A 20,353-nucleotide genomic window follows, 5' to 3' on the forward strand; every position below is an offset into this window, starting at 1 on the left:
TGTAAAGACGGACAATATTTGTTTACTATTGCCAATCATCTGTGCCGGAACTTCGGGCTATTAATTAACTCTGAATAAGCACGCAAGACAATCATTCTTTTTGAACGACTTTATAAGAGACACACAGATGAAAAAAACCGCATTAGTTCTGAGCGCACTGGCATTCAGTATCGGTATGGCGATGGGCCCGGTCACGGCCAGCGCCGCTGAAACCGCCTCATCCAGCACCCAACAGCTGCCGAGCCTGGCGCCGATGCTGGAAAAGGTAATGCCTTCCGTGGTGAGCATTAACGTTGAGGGCAGCACCACGGTCAATACGCCGCGCATGCCGCAGCAGTTCCAACAGTTCTTCGGCGAAGATTCGCCGTTCTGTCAGGACGGTTCGCCGTTCCAGGGCTCGCCGATGTGTCAGGGCGGCGAACAGCCTGGGCCGGATGGCCAGCCGCAGGGCACGCAGCAGAAATTCCAGGCGCTGGGCGCCGGGGTGGTCATCGATGCTGCCAAGGGCTACGTGGTGACCAATAACCACGTGGTGGACAATGCCAACAAGATCCAGGTGCAGCTGAGCGACGGCCGACGTTTCGACGCCAAGGTGATCGGCAAGGATCCGCGTTCCGATATCGCGCTGATCCAGTTGAAAGACTTCAAGAACCTGACGGCGATCAAGATGGCGGATTCCGATCAGCTGCGCGTCGGCGATTACACCGTGGCGATCGGCAACCCGTATGGGCTGGGTGAAACCGCCACCTCGGGCATCGTATCCGCCCTGGGGCGCAGCGGCCTGAACATCGAAAACTACGAAAACTTTATCCAGACCGATGCGGCGATCAACCGCGGTAACTCCGGCGGTGCGCTGGTTAATCTGAACGGCGAGCTGATCGGCATCAACACCGCGATCCTGGCGCCGGACGGCGGTAACATCGGTATCGGCTTCGCCATTCCGAGCAACATGGTGAAAAACCTGACGGCGCAAATGGTCGAATATGGCCAGGTGAAACGCGGCGAGCTGGGCATCATGGGCACTGAGCTGAACTCTGAGCTGGCCAAGGCGATGAAGGTCGATGCGCAGCGCGGGGCCTTCGTCAGCCAGGTGATGCCGAAGTCTTCCGCGGCGAAAGCGGGCATTAAAGCCGGCGACGTGATCGTCACCATGAACGGCAAGGCCATTTCCAGCTTTGCCTCGTTCCGGGCGGAGATCGGTACATTGCCGGTCGGCAGCAAGATGTCGCTGGGCATTATTCGCGACGGCAAGCCGGTAACGATTGACGTCACGCTGGAGCAAAGCGCGCAGACCCAGGTGGCCTCGGGCAATATCTACACCGGCATCGAAGGCGCCGAGCTGAGCAACACCCAGGTCGGTAACGTGAAGGGCGTCAAGGTCGACAGCGTGAAAGCCGGCAGCGCCGCGGCGCGTATCGGCCTGAAAAAGGGCGATGTGATCCTGGGCGTGAACCAGCAGCCGATCCAGAACCTGGGCGAGCTGCGTAAAATCCTCGACAGCAAGCCGTCGGTGCTGGCGTTGAATATTCAGCGCGGCGAGAGCCAGCTGTACCTGCTGGCGCAGTGATAAGCGTCAGGCGTTAAAAAACAAAGGCACGCTGCGGCGTGCCTTTTTGCGTTATGGCCTGAGGATTCAGGCGGGTTGCGCCAGATGCGCGCGCGCCGCGTGGATCACCAGTTCAATCTCATCCAACAGCTCCAGCCACTCCGGCTCCAGTTCGTCGTTGGTGATGCCCTGGCGCAGCTGCCGCTCGAGGTAGAAACACAGCTGCTTGAGGCGTGGCACGCCGCTGTAACTGCAACTGCCGTGCAGCTTATGGATCAAATCGAGGATCTCGTCGTCATGCTGGCCGTCGAGCAGCGCCTGTACCCGCTCGCGCACCTGCGGCAGGAAATCGAGCAGCATTTGCAGCAAATCGCGCGCCAGGTCCGGTTTGTTGGCCGCCTGACGCAGCGCCAGCGGCCAGTCGAGCGACAGCGGCGTGTCGTCGGCGATGGCGTTTTCCACGTCGCCGCTGTGGTAGCGCGACAGCACGCGGGTCAGCATTTTTTCGTCGATCGGTTTGGCCAGATAGTCGTCCATCCCGGCCTGCAGCAGGTGCTCGCGCTCGCCGCTGGCGGCATGGGCGGTAACGGCGACGATCGGCGTGGAGTTGTGATGCGGCAACTGGCGGATCAGCTCGCTGGCGTGAATGCCGTCCATCTTCGGCATCTGAATGTCCATCAGGATCAGATCCAGCACGTTGTCGCGCGCCAGCGCCAGCGCTTCCTCGCCGCTCTCGCACAGCAGGGTTTTTTCTACCTGTTCCCCCAGCAGCGTGCCGATCAGCTTCAGGTTGGCCGGGTTGTCGTCAACCGCCATCACCGTCAGCGGCAGGCGTTTACGCTCAGGCTGCGCGGTGAGGCGCGCCGGCGCCTCCATCCTCAATAGCGGGAACAACCGGGTGCTGGTGATCGGCTTGATCAGGCAGCCGAGTGCGCCTTGTTGCTTGAGCAGCTCGGCATCGATCTGCGCCTGGCACGGCAGCGCCAGAATCACCCGATCGGCCAGCTTCAGCGAGGCCAGCAATTTGTCCTCGTGCTGCGCCATGTTGGCGCGGAACGGGATGGGCACGCCGGCCAGCAGGAAGTCATAATGGCCTGGTGGCAGTTGGGCCAGCGTCGGCGAATGGGTGATCACCAACTGCGTAACGCTGAGCATGTTGAGCGTCGCCTGCGCCGCCGTCGGGTTGGATTCGACGTAGGCCAGCGTTTTGCCGTTCAGATCCGGCAGGCTCGGCGCCAGCGACAGCATGCCCTCGTTCAGATCCAGCGTGATGTGGAACCAGAAGGTCGAGCCGCGGTTCAACTGGCTGTGGAAGCAGATATCGCCCCCCATCTCCTTCACCAGTTTTTGCGTGATCACCAGCCCCAGCCCGGTGCCGCCGTGGCGGCGGGAGATGCTGGCGTCCGCCTGACGAAACGCTTGGAACAGCTGCGACTGCTGGCGTTCGGAGATGCCGATGCCGGTGTCGTGGATCTGCACCTCCACTTCCACCCGGCGATCCAGCTGTTTGCGCAGCTCGACGCGAATGTCGATATTGCCGGTTTCGGTGAACTTGATGGCATTGCCCAGCAGGTTGGTGATGATTTGCTGCAGGCGCAGCGAGTCGCCGATCACCTGCTCCGGCACGTCGTTGTGCACATCCAGCGTGAGCTCCAGCCCCTTATCGTGGGCGCTGGGCGCCAGCAGCACCACCACTTCGTCCAGCGTTTCACGTAGAGCGAACGGAATATGCTCCAGCACCAGCTTGCCGGCCTCCAGCTTGGAGAAGTCCAGCACGTCGTTGATGATGGTCAGCAGGTTGTTGGCCGAGCGTTCGATGGTCTGCAAATAATCGGTCTGGGTCGCGCTCAGATCGGTTTTCAGCATCTGGCGGGTGAAGCCAATCACGCCGTTGAGCGGAGTACGCAGCTCGTGCGACATGTTGGCCAGGAATTCGGACTTGATGCGCGCCGCCTCCTGCGCGCGTTTTTTCGCCAGATCCAGCTCGACGTTCTGGATCTCCATCTGCTCCAGCGTTTCACGCAGGTCGGAGGTGGCCTGATCGATGTTCTGCTGCATCTCTTCGTGATAGGCGGTGAGCGACATCGCCATCGAGTTGATGCCGTTCTTCAGCATGTGCAGCTCGCCGAGCATGTAGCCCTCCACGCGGCTGTCGAGCTGGCCGCGGCGGATGCGGTCGACGGTGTTCACCATGTTGCGGATCGGACCGGTCACGTCGCGCATCAGGCGGTAAGCGAACAGGATGGCGATGCACATGCACAGCAACAGCAGCAGGGTGGAGACGAACACCTCTTTGTATTGCTGTAGCCGCACCGACTGCAGATCCAGCTCGATCGCCACATAGCCCAGGTTGTTGTCGGGATGGCTGCCGCCATCGGCGGTTTCATCCGGATACTGGCTTTCCGACAGGATCGGCGTGCGCAGGATCAGCGAATCGCCGCGTCGGGTGAGCATCAGTTCGGTGGGCAACGGCACGCCTTTCGGCAACTGCAGCTGAGCGAAGTTGTGGTGATAATTGGACGTGACGAACAGGTTGTTCTGCGCATCGAACACGGTGATCGAACGCACGATGTCCGAATGGCGGCGGTGCAACAGACTGACCAATTGCCTGACCGATTCGCGGCTGCGGAACGTCATGCCGTACTCGCTGGCCACCGCCAGCGGCTCGATGATGCTGGCGCCGGCGTCGACCAATTGCTCCTGCAGCTCGTTATAGCGGTGCACGACGAAGAAGGTGCTGAGCAGCAAACCAATCAGCAAGGTCGGGGCCAGAATCAGGATCATCATGCGCGCACGCAGGCTGTATTTGGTCATGGGATTCCAATGTGGGAGAATTGACAGCTGACACTAGCTTAATGAACCAGCACACAATCGACAAATATGGCGCAATTCTACTCTCCCAAACGCCGCGTGACGACCCGGCAGAGCTCACAAATCTTCACCGTGACGGTGAGCGATCTCGATCCTTTCGGCCAGGGCGTGGCGCGCCACGACGGCAAAGCGGTGTTCGTGCCGGGCGTATTGCCGGGCGAGCAGGCGGAAATCCAGCTGACCGAAGACAAGCGCCAGTTCGCCAAAGGCAAACTCAAGCGTTTGCTGAGCCGCAGCCCGCAACGGGTGGCACCGCGCTGCCCGCATTTTGGCGTGTGCGGCGGTTGCCAGCAGCAGCATGCGGATGAGGGGCTGCAACAGCAGAGCAAGGCAGCGGCGCTGGTGCGCATGATCGCCCGCGAAACCGGAGTGACCCCGCAGCAGGAGCCGGTGATCGCCGGCCCGGAATACGGCTATCGCCGCCGTGCCCGCCTGAGCCTGGCGTGGCAGCCCAAGCTGCAGCGCCTGATGATGGGCTTTCGGCAGGCGGCCTCCAGCGAGCTGGTGGCGGTGGAGCACTGCCCGGTGCTGCGGCCGGAGCTGGAACAGCTGCTGGCGCCGGTGCGCGCCTGTCTGAGCGGGCTGCAGGCGGTGCGGCGGCTGGGGCATGTGGAGCTGGTGCTGGCGGACAACGGCCCGCTGCTGGTGCTGCGCCATCTCGACGCGCTGAAAGAGGCGGATCGGCAGGCGCTGTTGGCGTTTGGCGAGCGGGAAAACGTCGCCGTTTATCTGGCACCGGACAGCGATCGCGTGGAGAAACTGTGCGGTGACACGCCGTATTATCAGGTTGACGGGCTACGCTTAGACTTCAGTCCGCGCGACTTTATTCAGGTCAATGACGCCGTAAACCAACAAATGGTGGCGCAGGCCCTTGAATGGCTCGATATTCAACCCAATGATCGGGTGCTGGACCTGTTCTGCGGCATGGGTAACTTCACCCTGCCGTTGGCGCGCCGCGCCGCTGCGGTGGTGGGCATCGAAGGTGTTGCCACGCTGGTAGCGAATGGGCAATATAATGCACATAAGAATAAGCTGAATAATGCGTCGTTCTTCCACGAGAATCTGGAGGACGACGTTGCGCGGCAACCTTGGGCAGCACAAGGGTTTGATAAGGTGATGCTGGATCCCGCCCGCGCCGGTGCGGCCGGGGTGATGTCACACATTGTAAAACTGGCGCCGGCGCGGGTGGTGTATGTTTCCTGTAACCCCACCACGCTGGCTCGCGACAGCAAAGTGCTGTTGAGCGCCGGTTATCGTCTTGCGCGCGTGCGGATGTTGGATATGTTTCCGCACACGGGGCATCTTGAATCAATGGCGCTGTTTATCAACGAGCGCGCGCCAGAGGTCGCTGCAAAGTAGGGAGAAGTTATGGTTGCGGTAAGAAGTGCACATCTGAATACGGCGGGTGAGTTCGCTCTCGATGAGTGGATAGCCGGCTTGGGGCTACCTAACCCGCAGTCATGTGAGCGATTGGCCGCAACCTGGCGTTATTGTGAGCAGCAGACCCAGAATCACCCCGACGCCTCGCTGCTGCTGTGGCGAGGTCTGGAGATGGTGGAAATCCTCTCGACGCTGAGCATGGACAACGACAGCATGCGCGCTGCGCTGCTGTTCCCGCTGGTGGACGCCGGCATCGTGCAGGAAGAGACCCTGACCGAAGCGTTCGGCAACGGCATCGTCGCGCTGGTGCACGGCGTGCGCGACATGGACGCCATTCGCCAACTGAAAGCCACCCAAAACGACTCGATGGCCTCCGAACAGGTCGACAACGTGCGCCGCATGCTGTTGGCGATGGTGGAGGATTTCCGCTGCGTGGTCATCAAGCTGGCGGAGCGCATCGCTCACCTGCGCGAGGTGAAAGACGCGCCGGAAGACGAACGCGTGCTGGCGGCGAAAGAGTGTTCCAACATCTACGCCCCGCTGGCCAACCGGCTCGGCATCGGCCAACTGAAGTGGGAGCTGGAAGATTTCTGCTTCCGCTACCTGCATCCGGAAGAATACAAGCGCATCGCCAAGCTGTTGCATGAGCGCCGCATCGATCGCGAACAGTTCATCGACGACTTCGTCGCCGGGCTGCGCGCCGAAATGGCCAGCGAAGGCATTCGGGTGGAGATCTACGGCCGGCCGAAACACATCTACAGCATCTGGCGCAAGATGCAGAAAAAACATCTGGCGTTCGACGAACTGTTCGACGTGCGCGCGGTGCGCATCGTGGCGGAGCGCCTGCAGGATTGCTACGCGGCGTTGGGCATCGTGCATACCCACTTCCGCCATTTGCCGGACGAGTTCGACGACTACGTCGCCAACCCGAAACCCAACGGCTACCAGTCGATCCACACCGTGGTGCTGGGGCCGCGCGGCAAAACCGTCGAGATTCAGATCCGCACCCGGCAAATGCATGAAGACGCCGAGCTGGGCGTGGCCGCGCACTGGAAGTACAAAGAGGGCGCAGGCGTAACCGTGCGCTCCGGCTACGAAGAACGCATCGCCTGGCTGCGTAAGCTCATCGCCTGGCAGGAAGAGATGGCGGACTCCGGCGAGATGCTCGACGAAGTGCGCAGCCAGGTGTTCGACGATCGGGTGTATGTGTTTACGCCAAAAGGCGACGTGGTGGATCTGCCGGCCGGCTCCACGCCGCTCGATTTCGCTTACCACATTCACAGCGACGTCGGTCACCGCTGTATCGGCGCCAAGATCGGCGGCCGCATCGTGCCGTTTACCTATCAGCTGAAGATGGGCGATCAGATTGAGATCATCACCCAGAAACAGCCAAACCCGAGCCGCGACTGGCTGAACCCGAACCTGGGCTATGTGACCACCAGCCGCGGGCGCTCGAAGATCCACAACTGGTTCCGCAAGCAGGACCGCGACAAGAACATTCTCGCCGGCCGCCAGATGTTGGACAACGAACTGGAACACCTCGGCATCAGCCTGAAAGAGGCTGAGAAGCTGTTGATCCCACGCTACAACATGAACTCGCTGGACGAGGTGTTGGCGGCGATCGGCGGTGGGGACATTCGCCTGAACCAGATGGTGAATTACCTGCAGGGCAAGTTCAACAAGCCGAGCGCCGAAGAGCAGGATCGCGAGGCGCTGCGCCAGCTGGTGCAGCAGAAAGCGCCGCCGCCGACCCGCAACAAGGATAACGGCCGAGTGGTAGTGGAGGGCGTGGGCAACCTGATGCACCATATCGCCCGCTGCTGCCAGCCGATCCCGGGTGACGACATCGTCGGCTTTATCACCCAGGGGCGCGGCATCTCGATCCACCGTGCGGACTGCGATCAACTGGTCGATTTGCAATCGCATGCGCCGGAACGCATCGTCGATGCGGTGTGGGGCGAAAGCTACTCCAGCGGTTATTCGTTAGTGGTGCGCGTGATGGCCAACGATCGCAGCGGGTTGCTGCGTGACATTACCACCATTTTGGCCAACGAAAAGGTCAACGTGCTGGGCGTCGCCAGCCGCAGCGACACCAAGAAGCAGCTGGCCACCATCGACATGGATATCGAAATCTACAACCAGCAGGTGCTGAGCCGGGTGCTGGCGAAGCTGAACCAGCTGCCGGACGTGATAGACGCCAAACGTCTGCACGGTAACTAAGCCCACATCGCCTTTCGGGCCGTATCGATAGCGGATGCGGCCCGAAATCCATGAATTCGGTGGGCGCTCCCCTGCGCCCCCATGCTTTCTCAGAGATTTTTTATGACCCAATCCACTCCGCTGCAGCGCCTGCTGAACATCATGAAAACGCTGCGCGACCCGCAGATCGGCTGCTCGTGGGACCGCAAGCAAACTTTCTCCACCATTGCGCCTTATACGTTGGAAGAGACTTACGAAGTGCTGGACGCCATCGAGCGGCAGGACTACGCCGATCTGCGCGACGAGCTGGGCGACTTGCTGTTTCAGGTGGTGTTCTACGCCCAGATGGGGCAGGAACAGGGGCTATTCGATTTCGATGAGGTGTGCACCGCCATCAGCGACAAGCTGGAGCGCCGTCACCCGCACATCTTCGGCGATGCCGAGGGCGGAGACAGCGAAGCCGTGGCGGCGCGCTGGGAGCAGCTGAAGGCCGGCGAGCGCGCCGAAAAAGAGTTGCACTCGGTGCTGGACGACATTCCGCAGGCGCTGCCGGCGTTGATGAAAGCGCACAAGATCCAAAAACGCTGCGCCTCGGTCGGCTTCGACTGGAACACCCTGGGCCCGGTGCTGGATAAAGTGTACGAAGAGATCGACGAAGTGATGCACGAAGCCCGCCAGGCGGTGGTCGACGAGAGCAAGCTGGAGGAGGAGATCGGCGATCTGCTGTTCGCCACGGTGAACCTGTCGCGCCATTTAGGCCACAAGGCAGAGAACGCGCTGCAGGCGGCGAACCGCAAGTTCGAGCGCCGTTTCCGCCAGGTGGAAGCGATCGTAAAGCAAAACGGGCTGCGGCTTGAAGACGCCACGCTGGAGCAGATGGAAGAGGCCTGGCAGCAGGTGAAACGTCAGGAAAGTTGAATCGCCGCGACAATGTTGATCGCCGACAAGGTTCGCCCGAGCTGAAACGGTTAAGCTTTCAGTCAGGTCAGAGGCGCATGGCTGCCGGCGGCAGAAAAAGGGCAACAAACTGAAATCTAAGGCGTTTTATCGCTCCCGAGGGGCGGTAAAAAGAAATTTTCTCAGCTAACTCTTTGTTTTATCTGGAGGGTTTATGCGGCGCCGGTGGAGTAAACCCTGATGAACACGGGAGGGCGGCCGAGATGATGGACAGCAAAACGATCGTTTGTAGGTCAGGAGAGGTTCGGGTATACTACTTTCCCGTCTTGGTTCTTCCATCGTCTTTAAACCTAAACTCTCAGGTTCAGCATGACAACTAATTATATTTTTGTGACCGGCGGGGTCGTATCCTCTCTGGGTAAAGGCATTGCCGCAGCCTCTCTGGCGGCTATTCTTGAAGCCCGTGGCCTCAACGTTACCATCATGAAACTGGACCCGTACATCAACGTGGATCCGGGCACCATGAGCCCGATTCAGCATGGGGAAGTTTTCGTCACCGAAGACGGCGCAGAAACCGATCTGGATTTGGGTCACTACGAGCGCTTCATCCGCACCAAAATGTCGCGTCGCAACAACTTCACCACCGGCCGCATCTACTCCGACGTGCTGCGTAAAGAACGCCGCGGCGACTATCTGGGTGCGACCGTGCAGGTCATTCCGCACATCACCAACGCGATCAAAGAGCGCATCATCGAAGGCGGCGAAGGCCACGATGTGGTGCTGGTGGAAATCGGCGGCACCGTCGGCGATATCGAATCGCTGCCGTTCCTCGAAGCCATTCGTCAGATGGCGGTGGAAGTGGGCCGTGAGCACACCCTGTACATGCACCTGACGCTGGTGCCGTACATGGCGGCGGCCGGCGAAGTGAAAACCAAGCCGACCCAGCATTCCGTAAAAGAGCTGCTTTCCATCGGTATTCAGCCGGATGTGCTGATTTGCCGTTCCGATCGCGCGGTTCCTGCTAACGAACGCGCTAAAATCGCGCTTTTCTGCAACGTGCCGGAAAAAGCGGTTATCTCTCTGAAAGACGTTGATTCTATTTATAAAATCCCAGGCCTATTGAAATCTCAGGGGCTGGACGATTATATTTGTAAACGATTCAGCTTGAACGCACCGGAAGCCAACCTGGCCGAATGGGAACAGGTGATCTACGAAGAAGCCAATCCGGGCGGCGAAGTGACCATCGGTATGGTCGGCAAATACGTTGAGCTGCCGGACGCCTACAAGTCGGTGATCGAAGCGCTGAAGCACGGTGGGCTGAAAAACCGTCTGACCGTGAACATCAAGCTGATCGATTCGCAGGACGTGGAAACCCGCGGCGTGGAAGTGCTGAAAGGGCTGGACGCGATCCTGATCCCGGGCGGCTTCGGCTACCGCGGCGTGGAAGGCAAAGTGATGACCGCACGCTATGCGCGCGAGAACAACATTCCTTACCTGGGCATTTGCCTGGGCATGCAGGTGGCGTTGATGGAGTTCGCTCGCAACGTGGCGGGCATGGAGAACGCCAACTCCACCGAGTTTATGCCAGACTGTAAGTACCCGGTGGTAGCGTTGATCACCGAATGGCGCGACGAAGAAGGCAACGTCGAAGTACGTAGCGAAGAAAGCGATTTGGGCGGCACGATGCGCGTAGGTGGCCAACAGTGCAACCTGAGCGACAACAGCCTGGTGCGCCAGCTGTACGGCGAACCGACCATTGTCGAGCGTCACCGTCACCGTTACGAAGTTAACAACATGCTGTTGAAGCAGATCGAAGCCGCAGGGCTGCGTGTCGCCGGTCGTTCCGCCGACAACAAGCTGGTCGAGATCATTGAACTGCCGAATCACCCGTGGTTTGTAGCCTGTCAGTTCCACCCGGAATTTACGTCTACGCCGCGTGATGGGCATCCGCTGTTCGCCGGCTTCGTGAAAGCCGCAGGCGAGCATCAGAAGCGCCAGGTGAAATAAAATATTTGGTAGGCGGCGCGCGGTGAGAACCGCGCGCTGTTTGTCTGGAGTTTTAGTTTAACTTGTACTGAGGAAAACCTAATGTCCAAAATCGTTAAAGTCATCGGTCGTGAAATCATCGACTCCCGCGGTAACCCGACTGTTGAAGCCGAAGTTCATCTGGAAGGCGGTTTCGTCGGCTTGGCTGCTGCGCCGTCAGGTGCTTCTACCGGTTCCCGCGAAGCGCTGGAACTGCGTGACGGTGACAAGTCTCGTTTCCTGGGTAAAGGCGTACTGAAAGCCGTTGCTGCAGTAAACGGTCCGATTGCTCAGGCAGTACTGGGTAAAGATGCCAAAGACCAGGCGAACATCGACAAGATCATGATCGATCTGGACGGCACCGAAAACAAATCCAACTTCGGCGCCAACGCCATTCTGGCGGTTTCCCTGGCAGCAGCGAAAGCGGCCGCAGCCTCTAAAGGCATGCCGCTGTACGAGCACATCGCTGAACTGAACGGCACCCCAGGCAAATTCTCCATGCCACTGCCGATGATGAACATCATCAACGGCGGCGAGCACGCTGACAACAACGTCGATATTCAGGAATTCATGATTCAGCCGGTTGGCGCGAAAACCCTGAAAGAAGCGGTGCGCATCGGTTCTGAAGTGTTCCACCACCTGGCGAAAGTTCTGAAAGCCAAAGGCATGAACACCGCCGTGGGCGACGAAGGCGGCTACGCGCCAAACCTGGGTTCCAACGCCGAAGCGCTGGCGGTTATCGCTGAAGCGGTAAAAGCGGCGGGCTACGAGCTGGGCAAAGACGTGACTCTGGCGATGGACTGTGCGGCTTCCGAATTCTACAAAGACGGTAAATACGTGCTGGCCGGCGAAGGCAACAAAGCCTTCACTTCCGAAGAGTTCACTCACTTCCTGGAAGAGCTGACCAAACAGTACCCAATCGTGTCTATCGAAGACGGCCTGGATGAATCTGACTGGGCGGGCTTCGCTTACCAGACCAAAGTTCTGGGCGACAAAATCCAGCTGGTGGGCGACGATCTGTTCGTTACCAACACCAAGATCCTGAAAGAAGGCATCGAGAAAGGCATCGCCAACTCCATCCTGATCAAATTCAACCAGATCGGTTCTCTGACCGAAACCCTGGCGGCTATCAAGATGGCGAAAGACGCGGGCTACACTGCGGTGATCTCTCACCGTTCCGGTGAAACCGAAGACGCGACCATCGCCGACCTGGCGGTAGGGACTGCGGCTGGCCAGATCAAAACCGGTTCCATGAGCCGTTCTGACCGCGTTGCCAAATACAACCAACTGATCCGTATTGAAGAAGCGCTGGGTGACCGTGCGCCGTTCAACGGCCTGAAAGAAGTTAAAGGCCAATAATTTCGACCGATTCGGTTGTTAAATAAAAACCCGCTGCGGCGGGTTTTTTTATGTTTTAAATTCGTGATAATTGTTAGTTTAATAATAAGTTTTTTATTGAAAGCGTGATCTTATTTAACTCGATAATTTTATTAAGGATAGTAACTGCGTTTATTTTATATTCCTATTTTATTTGCTTTATAATTATTCGTTACTAGACTGCCAATGAGGCAGTTTATTTTTTCGCCGTTCTGCCGTTAAAGATCCCCCATCATCGTTTAATACTGCCGGCTTGCCGGCTGTGCGAGGGCTTGATGCGACAGCGAATCGTCATTGTCGGCGGCGGAACCGGCGGTACCATACTGGCCAATGTATTGGCGGCAAAATTGCACCGAGAAATTATTAATAATAAAGTTGAGTTATTAATGATATCGGATTCACCACTGCATTATTACAAGCCAGCCTTTATGTATGTGGCGTTCAATAGTTTTTTCAAACAGGAACTCATGCGCTCACAGCGGAGTTTATTGCGGCCTGAAATACAGTTTATTGTTGATAAAGTGGAATCTTTCGATTTAAAACAGCGAAGTATAGCGACGCAAAGCGGTAAACTTTATTCCTATGATTTTCTGGTCTTTGCTACCGGTTGTGTCCCCTGGCCGGAGCGCATCGAAGGGCTGGCGCACGCAGGCGATCATTTCTACCAGTATCAGGCCGCCAGGCGGTTGGCGCATAAACTGGCTACCATCGAGAAAGGCCGCATTTTCATCACCGTTTCCTTCCCCGAAACGCCCAACGTGCCCCATCAGTGCGGCATTGCACCGATTGAAACTACCTTGATGCTGGACGACTACCTGCGGCGGCGCGGCGTACGTAAGGCGGTAGAGATCGTTTATACCTACCCGACGATTTCCCAACTGCTGCGCAACTGTCTGTTTTTGCAGCGCCCGACCGGCGAAGCGCTGCCCGCCATTTTTGCGGCGCGCGATATCCGTCACCAGCGCGGTTTTACCCTCTGCCGGGTGGATGCACAGCGCAACATCGCCTATTCCGCGGAAGGTGAGGAACAGCCGTTTGACATCCTGATGGCGACGCCGCCGATCCGAGCGGTGGAGGCGGTGCGCAATACCGGGCTAAGCGATATTCAAAACGGCGAGGGGTGGCTGCCGACCGATCACCAAACGCTACAGGTGTACGGCCAAGAGGGCGTATACGTGATCGGCGACACCGTGGATCTGCCGGTCAGCAAAGCAGGCGGTTCTTGCCACAACCAGGCGCCGGTGATCGCCGACAACATCGTGGCGGAAATACGGCTGGGGCAAACGATCTGCCATTACGACGGCAAGGTGCAGGCGATCGCGCAAATGGGGCTGCATGCCGGCATGCCGCTGGTCTACGACTACCGTCATGATGTACTGCCGACTCCGGCTACCAAGGTGGGGGGCATGCTGCGCAACGGCTTTAATCGCGGCCTTTACTGGGCCACGGTAAGGGGGTTGATATGACGGAAGGCTCGATACATGGCGACGAACTCCAATCGCTGGCGGGGTTGCTGGAAAAACTGCGGCCGCTGCTGGCCGGTGGGCGGTTGGACAACGTGGTCGATCTGCTGTCGTTATTGTCGGATGTAGTGGATATCGCCGACAACGCGCTGGTAGAGAAACTGGCCGGCGTGTTTGAAGGGCTGGTTACGGTCGGTTGGGAGGGAGGGACTGCGTTGAAGATGGCGCACAGCGAGCTGCAATTGAACCCGCCGCCCGCCAATTTTCGTGCGGCTTACGCCTTGCTGAAGCATCCTGACACCTTGCTGGGCGTCATGCTGCTGCTGCGTACTCTGCAAATCATCGGCCGGCGCACGCAGGACAGCGCGTTGCCGCCGTCGCTCCAGGATGAGTCATCGAATTAAGCTTTCCCACTCAGGTAAGGAGTTGCGTTATGTCCGCCATCACTGGCCACGCTTTCGCCACCCGCGCCATTCATTACGGCTATGATCCTCAGCAGCATCAGGGGGCACTGTGCCCGCCGGTATTTATGAGTTCCACCTTTACCTTTCCCACGGCGGAATATGGCGGTGCTTGTTTTGCCGGCACCGAGCCGGGGTATTTTTATTCGCGTATCGCTAACCCGACGCTGAATCTGCTGGAGCAGCGCATCGCCAACCTCGAAGAAGGGGAAGCGGCGGTGGCGTTCGCTTCTGGCATGGGGGCGATCACCGCCTGTTGCTGGACGTTGCTCAACCCGGGCGACGAGCTGATCGTCGATGAAACGGTGTATGGTTGCACCTTCAGCTATTTTCATCACGGTCTGGCGCGTTTTGGCGTCAAGATAACCCACGTTGATATGACCCGGCCGGAGCAGTTGGCCGCGGCGATCGGTCAGCGTACCCGGCTGGTGTATTGCGAAACCCCGGCCAACCCCAACATGCGATTGATCGATATCGCCGCCGTGGCGGAGATCGCCCATCGGTATCAGGCGCTGTTGCTGGTGGACAACACCTATTGCACGCCGTACTTGCAGCGGCCGCTGACGCTGGGCGCCGATATCGTGGTGCACTCGGCGACCAAGTACCTCGGCGGGCACGGCGATCTGCTGGCCGGAGTAGCGGTGACGAGCGAGGCGCTGGCGCAGGCGATCCGGCTGGAGGGGCTAAAGGACCTGAACGGGGCGGTACTGTCGGCGCAGGACGCCGCATTGGTGCTGCGTGGGTTGAAGACGCTGCCGCTGCGCATGGATCGCCACTGCGACAACGCCCAGCGTCTGGCCGAAATGCTGGCGGATCACCCGGCGGTAGCGCGGGTTTACTATCCAGGCCTGGCGAACTTCCCGCAGCATGCGTTGGCGCAGCGGCAAATGGCGCGCCCCGGCGGCATGCTGGCGTTTGAACTGCGGGGCGGCATGGCGGCGGGTATTCGCTTCCTCAATGCGCTGCAGCTCATCTTGCGCGCGGTCAGCCTGGGCGATTGCGAAAGCCTGGCGCAACACCCGGCCAGTATGACTCACTCGGCTTACACGCCGGAAGAGCGGAAGCGGCACCACATCAGCGAGGGGCTGGTGCGGCTGTCCGCGGGGTTGGAGGAGTTCGACGACCTGAGGGCGGATATCTTGCAAGCGTTGACGCAGGTGCAATAAAAAACCCGCCGCAGCGGGTTTTATCAGAAGTGAGCGTTACATCTGCTGCGTTGCCGCGCTCACCGGCGAACCCCCGCCTTTTTTGCGCACCCACAGCCAGTAAGCTACGGTGAGGAGGGCGATCCACACCAGCCCGACGTACAGGGCGATGCGGCTCTCTTCGAAGTAGCCGAGCAGGCCGATGACGAATGCCATAAAGGCGGTCGCCAATGCCGGCGCCACCGGCCACCACGGGACCGGGAAACTCAGCTGACGGGTTTCCTCCGGTGACAGCGTGCGGCGCATGACGATCTGCGACAGCAGGATCATCAGCCACACCCAGACGGTGGCGAAGGTGGCGATCGAGGCAATGATCATGAAGACCTTCTCCGGGATCAGGTAGTTGAGCACCACCGCCAGCAGCAGGGCGACCGACATCACCAACACCGTCATCCACGGCACGCCGCTGGCGGTCAGTTTGGTGAAGCTGCGCGGTGCCTGGCCGTCCTGCGCCATGCCGTACATCATGCGGCCGGCGCCGAAGATGTCGCTGTTGATGGCCGAAATGGCGGCGGTGATCACCACCACATTCAATACGTTGGCGGCGGAGCTGATGCCGAGGTTGCTGAAGATCTCAACGAACGGGCTGCCGTTCTGGCCGATGCTGTTCCACGGGTAAATCGCCATCAGCACCGTCAGCGTCAGCACGTAAAACAGCAGGATGCGCACCGGCACGGCGTTGATCGCCTTCGGCAGCACTTTGGCGGGGTCTTTCGCCTCGCTGGCGGTAATGCCGATGATCTCGATGCCGCCGAAGGCGAACATCACCACCGCCAATGACGCGACCACGCCGCCCATGCCGTTAGGCATAAAGCCGCCGTGCTGCCACAGGTTGCTGATGCCGGTGGCGTGCTGGGTTTGGCCGAAGCCGAACAGCATCACCGCCGCGCCGCCGACGATCATCGCCACGATGGCGGCGACTTTGACCAGCGACAGCCAGAACTCCAGCTCGCCGAATACCTTGACGCTGCACAGGTTGAGCGCGCCGATAAACAGAATGATGCTGAGCACCCAGACCCACTGGGCGACGTCCGGGAACCACAGCCCCATATAGATGCCGAAGGCGGTGACATCCGCCAGGGCGACGATCACCATTTCAAAGGTGTAGGTCCAACCGGTGAGGAACCCGGCCAGCGGGCCGAGATAGTGGCTGGCGTAGTGGCCGAACGAGCCGGAAACCGGCTGGTGCACCGCCATTTCACCCAGCGCGCGCATCACCATGAATACCGCTGCACCGCCCACCAGGTAGGCCAGCAGCACGGCCGGGCCGGCCAGTTGGATGGCGCCGGCGGAGCCGTAGAACAGGCCAGTGCCGATCGCCGAGCCGAGAGCCATGAAACGGATGTGCCGCGCGTTTAGTCCGCGTCTGAGTTGTGTCGTTTCGTTACGCATGTTGCTTCCCGTTAAGTGTTTGCCGAACAGGCACGCGCTGCCCGCGCCGGGTGGAACGCACCCGGCGGGGCAGAACAAACTGCGTGATTCAGTGTGTGATGATTATGCCTGGCTAGGCAGCAGCGCCGCAGGCAGCAGCGATGTCAGGTGACCGGCCGCCAAGAGTTGGCTGGCGGCTTCAATGTCGGGGGCGAAGAAACGATCCTTGTCGTAGAAACTGACATGCTCGCGCAGCAGACGGCGCGCCTGCTCCAGACCTTCCGAGGTCTTCAGGCCGTTGCGGAAATCCAGGCCCTGGCAGGCGGCCAACCATTCGACCGCCAGAATGCCGCGCACGTTGTCCGCCATGCTCCACAGGCGGCGACCGGCAGCCGGCGCCATGGAGACGTGGTCTTCCTGGTTGGCGGAGGTCGGGATGCTGTCGACGCTCGACGGGTGCGCCAGCGCTTTGTTTTCGCTGGCCAGCGCCGCGGCGGTCACCTGGGCGATCATGAAGCCGGAGTTCACGCCGCCGTTTTCCACCAGGAACGGTGGCAGCTGCGACATGTGCTTGTCCATCATCAGCGAGATGCGGCGTTCGGACAGCGAACCGATTTCGGCAAACGCCAGCGCCAGGTTATCGGCGGCCATCGCCACCGGTTCGGCGTGGAAGTTGCCGCCGGACAGCACGTCGCCCTGTTCGGCGAACACCAGCGGGTTATCGGAGACGGCGTTGGCTTCAATTTCCAGCACCTCGGCGGCCTGGCGGATCTGCGTCAGGCAGGCGCCCATCACCTGTGGCTGGCAGCGCAGGGAGTAAGGATCCTGCACTTTTTCACAGTTGCGGTGCGAGTCGGAGACTTCGCTGCGCGCGCCGAGCAGGTGGCGATAGGCGAGGGCGGCGTCGATCTGGCCGCGCTGGCCGCGCACTTCGTGGATACGCGCATCGAACGGGCTGCGAGAGCCCAGCGCCGCTTCCACCGTCAGGCTGCCCGCCACGGTCGCGGCGGCGAACAGATCTTCGGCATCGAACAGGCCGCGCAGCGCGAAGGCGGCGGAGACCTGGGTGCCGTTCAGCAGTGCCAGGCCCTCTTTCGCCGCCAGGGTCAGCGGTTTCAGGCCGGCCTTGGCCAGCGCTTCGGTCGCCGGCAGCCATTGGCCCTGATGGCGCGCCTGGCCTTCGCCCAGCAGCACCAGGCTCATGTGCGCCAGCGGCGCCAGGTCGCCGGAGGCGCCGACCGAGCCTTTCAGCGGAATATGTGGATAAACTTCGGCGTTGACCAGCGCGATCAGCGCCTGAATGACTTCCAGACGAATGCCGGAGAAGCCGCGCGACAGGCTGTTAATCTTCAGCACCATGATCAGGCGCACCAGGCTGTCGTCGGTCGGCTCGCCTACGCCGGCGGCGTGTGACAGCACGATCGAGCGCTGCAGGTTTTCCAGATCGTCGCGGGCGATGCGCGTCGAAGCCAGCAGGCCAAACCCGGTGTTGATGCCGTAGGTGGTGCGGTTTTCTTCAACGATGCGTTCCACGCAGGCCACGCTCTGCTGGATTGGCGCGTAGGCGTTGTCGTCCAGCGTCAGCGTTACCGGGTGTTGATAGACGTCGCGTAGCTGGGCCAGCGTCAGTTTGCCAGGGCGAATAGTCAGCGCTTTCATGCTTTTTCTCCTTGGGTCGCGGCAACCATCGGCAGGTTCAGGCCTTGCTCGCGGGCGCAGTCGATAGCGATATCGTAACCGGCGTCGGCGTGACGCATGACCCCGGTAGCCGGGTCATTGTGCAGAACGCGGGCGATGCGCTCGGCGGCCTCGTCGGTGCCGTCGCAGACGATCACCATGCCGGAGTGTTGGGAGAAGCCCATGCCGACGCCGCCGCCGTGGTGCAGGGAAACCCAGGTGGCGCCGCTGGCGGTGTTCAGCAGGGCGTTCAGCAGCGGCCAGTCGGAAACCGCATCGGAGCCGTCTTTCATCGCTTCGGTTTCACGGTTCGGGCTGGACACGGAGCCGGAATCCAGGTGGTCGCGGCCGATGACGATCGGGGCGGACAGTTCGCCGCGGCGCACCATCTCGTTGAACGCCAGGCCCAGCTTGGCGCGCTGGCCGAGGCCAACCCAGCAAATGCGCGCCGGCAGGCCCTGGAAGCTGATGCGCTCGCGCGCCATGTCCAGCCAGCGGTGCAGGTGTTCGTCATCCGGAATCAGCTCTTTCACCATGGCGTCGGTTTTGTAGATGTCCTGCGGATCGCCGGACAGCGCCGCCCAGCGGAACGGCCCGATACCGCGGCAGAACAGCGGACGGATGTAGGCCGGCACGAAGCCCGGGAAGTCGAAGGCGTTGTCGACGCCCACTTCTTTCGCCATCTGGCGAATGTTGTTGCCGTAGTCGAAGGTCGGCACGCCCATCTGCTGGAACGCCAGCATGGCTTTGACGTGATCGGCCATCGACTGCTTGGCGGCGGCGACCACTTTAGCCGGCTCGGTCTGGGCGCGCTGGCGATACTCTTCCCAGCTCCAGCCCTTCGGCAGGTAGCCGTTCAGCGGATCGTGGGCGCTGGTCTGATCGGTGACCATGTCCGGGCGCACGCCGCGGCGAACCAGCTCAGGCAGAATTTCCGCCGCGTTGCCGCACAGGGCGACGGAGATGGCTTTGCCTTCTGAGGTGTATTTTTTGATGCGGGCCAGCGCGTCGTCCAGATCGTTGGCCTGCTCATCGACGTAGCGGGTTTTCAGGCGGAAATCGATACGGCTCTGCTGACATTCGATGTTCAGCGAGCAGGCGCCCGCCAGCGTCGCGGCCAGCGGCTGCGCGCCGCCCATGCCGCCCAGGCCGGCGGTCAGCACCCAGCGGCCTTGCAGGCTGCCGTCGTAATGCTGGCGGCCCGCTTCGACGAAGGTTTCATAGGTGCCCTGAACAATGCCCTGGCTGCCGATGTAGATCCAGCTGCCGGCGGTCATCTGGCCGTACATGGCCAAGCCTTTGGCGTCCAGTTCGTTGAAGTGTTCCCAGGTCGCCCAGTGCGGCACCAGGTTGGAGTTGGCGATCAGCACGCGCGGCGCGTTGCTGTGGGTTTTGAAGACGCCGACCGGCTTGCCGGACTGCACCAGCAGGGTTTCGTCTTCTTCCAGCGTCTTCAGGGTTTCGACGATCTTGTCGTAGCAATCCCAGTCGCGTGCGGCGCGACCGATGCCGCCGTACACCACCAGCTCGTGTGGGTTCTCCGCAACTTCAGGATCGAGGTTGTTCATCAGCATGCGTAACGGCGCTTCGGTCAGCCAGCTTTTTGCGTTTAATTGTGTGCCGCGTGGCGCGCGTACATCGACATTGCGAACTTTGTTATTTGTAGTCACAGCAGTTTCCTCAAACAGTATCGGTGCAGATTCCATGCCGCGGTGGGGATGAGTACCACGGCATAATAATGCGTAGGGCTTATTAACATATACTTGTATGTACAAGCATATGCAACACTGACCAGTTGCCGCTGAAAAGTGGCATAAGAAAAATTTATTTTCTTTTTATATCATGTTGATATGCGATTTTTTATCGCCGGTCTCATGTGCT

Annotated in this window: 13 protein-coding genes; 9 read left to right on the plus strand and 4 right to left on the minus strand. The window is 60.1% G+C overall.

Going from position 1 to position 20,353, the window contains the following annotated elements; all coding sequences use genetic code 11:
- The first annotated feature begins 127 nt into the window (after nucleotides 1–127).
- Nucleotides 128–1,567 (plus strand): serine endoprotease DegP, encoded by a 1,440-nt coding sequence (gene degP / locus QDT79_RS08045; protein WP_033637134.1) that lies wholly within the window; start codon nucleotides 128–130, stop codon nucleotides 1,565–1,567.
- Nucleotides 1,568–1,633: 66 nt separating this feature from the next.
- Here degP and barA read toward each other — a convergent pair whose 3' ends face one another.
- Nucleotides 1,634–4,360: a two-component sensor histidine kinase BarA gene (gene barA / locus QDT79_RS08050; RefSeq protein ID WP_063991391.1), complete on the minus strand. Its 2,727-nt coding sequence runs from the start codon at nucleotides 4,358–4,360 to the stop codon at nucleotides 1,634–1,636.
- Nucleotides 4,361–4,426: 66 nt separating this feature from the next.
- On the opposite strand from barA, the gene rlmD reads away from it, so the two are divergent.
- From rlmD to QDT79_RS08090, 8 genes are all read left to right on the plus strand, one after another.
- Nucleotides 4,427–5,776: a 23S rRNA (uracil(1939)-C(5))-methyltransferase RlmD gene (gene rlmD, locus QDT79_RS08055; RefSeq protein ID WP_197766969.1), complete on the plus strand. Its 1,350-nt coding sequence runs from the start codon at nucleotides 4,427–4,429 to the stop codon at nucleotides 5,774–5,776.
- A gap of 9 nt (nucleotides 5,777–5,785) precedes the next feature.
- The gene (gene relA / locus QDT79_RS08060) at nucleotides 5,786–8,017 is read left to right on the plus strand and encodes a GTP diphosphokinase (protein ID WP_107226769.1); all 2,232 of its coding nucleotides are present in this window, start codon (nucleotides 5,786–5,788) and stop codon (nucleotides 8,015–8,017) included.
- 102 nt (nucleotides 8,018–8,119) lie between these two features.
- On the plus strand, nucleotides 8,120–8,914 hold the full coding sequence (gene mazG / locus QDT79_RS08065; protein ID WP_063991388.1) for a nucleoside triphosphate pyrophosphohydrolase: 795 nt from the start codon (nucleotides 8,120–8,122) through the stop codon (nucleotides 8,912–8,914).
- A gap of 348 nt (nucleotides 8,915–9,262) precedes the next feature.
- Nucleotides 9,263–10,900 carry a glutamine hydrolyzing CTP synthase gene (gene pyrG, locus QDT79_RS08070; RefSeq protein ID WP_063991387.1) on the plus strand — a complete coding sequence of 546 codons (1,638 nt, stop codon included), beginning with the start codon at nucleotides 9,263–9,265 and terminating at the stop codon, nucleotides 10,898–10,900.
- An 81-nt stretch (nucleotides 10,901–10,981) separates the two neighbouring features.
- A complete protein-coding gene (gene eno / locus QDT79_RS08075; protein WP_025301599.1) occupies nucleotides 10,982–12,277 on the plus strand; it encodes a phosphopyruvate hydratase in 1,296 nt (431 codons plus the stop codon).
- Between the two features lie 293 nt (nucleotides 12,278–12,570).
- Nucleotides 12,571–13,761, plus strand: a complete 1,191-nt coding sequence (locus QDT79_RS08080) for an NAD(P)/FAD-dependent oxidoreductase (RefSeq protein ID WP_308316375.1) — start codon at nucleotides 12,571–12,573, stop codon at nucleotides 13,759–13,761.
- Nucleotides 13,758–14,162 carry a helical membrane plugin domain-containing protein gene (locus QDT79_RS08085; protein WP_080473438.1) on the plus strand — a complete coding sequence of 135 codons (405 nt, stop codon included), beginning with the start codon at nucleotides 13,758–13,760 and terminating at the stop codon, nucleotides 14,160–14,162. The genes QDT79_RS08080 and QDT79_RS08085 overlap by 4 nt, the downstream gene beginning before the upstream one ends.
- A gap of 29 nt (nucleotides 14,163–14,191) precedes the next feature.
- Nucleotides 14,192–15,385 (plus strand): methionine gamma-lyase, encoded by a 1,194-nt coding sequence (locus QDT79_RS08090; RefSeq protein WP_308316376.1) that lies wholly within the window; start codon nucleotides 14,192–14,194, stop codon nucleotides 15,383–15,385.
- Nucleotides 15,386–15,421: 36 nt separating this feature from the next.
- Here QDT79_RS08090 and hutT read toward each other — a convergent pair whose 3' ends face one another.
- From hutT to hutU, 3 genes are all read right to left on the minus strand, one after another.
- The gene (gene hutT / locus QDT79_RS08095; RefSeq protein ID WP_063991384.1) at nucleotides 15,422–16,816 is read right to left on the minus strand and encodes an L-histidine transporter HutT; all 1,395 of its coding nucleotides are present in this window, start codon (nucleotides 16,814–16,816) and stop codon (nucleotides 15,422–15,424) included.
- 102 nt (nucleotides 16,817–16,918) lie between these two features.
- Complete coding sequence (hutH, locus tag QDT79_RS08100; RefSeq protein WP_063991383.1) at nucleotides 16,919–18,454, minus strand: histidine ammonia-lyase; 1,536 nt, start codon at nucleotides 18,452–18,454, stop codon at nucleotides 16,919–16,921.
- A complete protein-coding gene (hutU, locus tag QDT79_RS08105) occupies nucleotides 18,451–20,142 on the minus strand; it encodes a urocanate hydratase (protein WP_175089867.1) in 1,692 nt (563 codons plus the stop codon). Before hutU ends, hutH begins: the two co-directional genes overlap by 4 nt.
- Between the last annotated feature and the right edge of the window lie 211 nt (nucleotides 20,143–20,353).

This window comes from Serratia marcescens, assembly GCF_029846115.1.
Lineage (GTDB): Bacteria > Pseudomonadota > Gammaproteobacteria > Enterobacterales > Enterobacteriaceae > Serratia > Serratia marcescens_L.

Bases quoted from the DNA above. Each gene is read 5' to 3' on its own strand.
- mazG (WP_063991388.1), top strand. From the start codon at position 8,120: ATGACCCAATCCACTCCGCTGCAGCGCCTGCTGAACATCATGAAAACG.
- QDT79_RS08090 (WP_308316376.1), top strand. From the start codon at position 14,192: ATGTCCGCCATCACTGGCCACGCTTTCGCCACCCGCGCCATTCATTAC.
- degP (WP_033637134.1), top strand. From the start codon at position 128: ATGAAAAAAACCGCATTAGTTCTGAGCGCACTGGCATTCAGTATCGGT.
- barA (WP_063991391.1), bottom strand. From the start codon at position 4,360: ATGACCAAATACAGCCTGCGTGCGCGCATGATGATCCTGATTCTGGCC.
- relA (WP_107226769.1), top strand. From the start codon at position 5,786: ATGGTTGCGGTAAGAAGTGCACATCTGAATACGGCGGGTGAGTTCGCT.
- QDT79_RS08085 (WP_080473438.1), top strand. From the start codon at position 13,758: ATGACGGAAGGCTCGATACATGGCGACGAACTCCAATCGCTGGCGGGG.
- hutH (WP_063991383.1), bottom strand. From the start codon at position 18,454: ATGAAAGCGCTGACTATTCGCCCTGGCAAACTGACGCTGGCCCAGCTA.
- hutT (WP_063991384.1), bottom strand. From the start codon at position 16,816: ATGCGTAACGAAACGACACAACTCAGACGCGGACTAAACGCGCGGCAC.
- rlmD (WP_197766969.1), top strand. From the start codon at position 4,427: ATGGCGCAATTCTACTCTCCCAAACGCCGCGTGACGACCCGGCAGAGC.
- eno (WP_025301599.1), top strand. From the start codon at position 10,982: ATGTCCAAAATCGTTAAAGTCATCGGTCGTGAAATCATCGACTCCCGC.
- pyrG (WP_063991387.1), top strand. From the start codon at position 9,263: ATGACAACTAATTATATTTTTGTGACCGGCGGGGTCGTATCCTCTCTG.
- QDT79_RS08080 (WP_308316375.1), top strand. From the start codon at position 12,571: ATGCGACAGCGAATCGTCATTGTCGGCGGCGGAACCGGCGGTACCATA.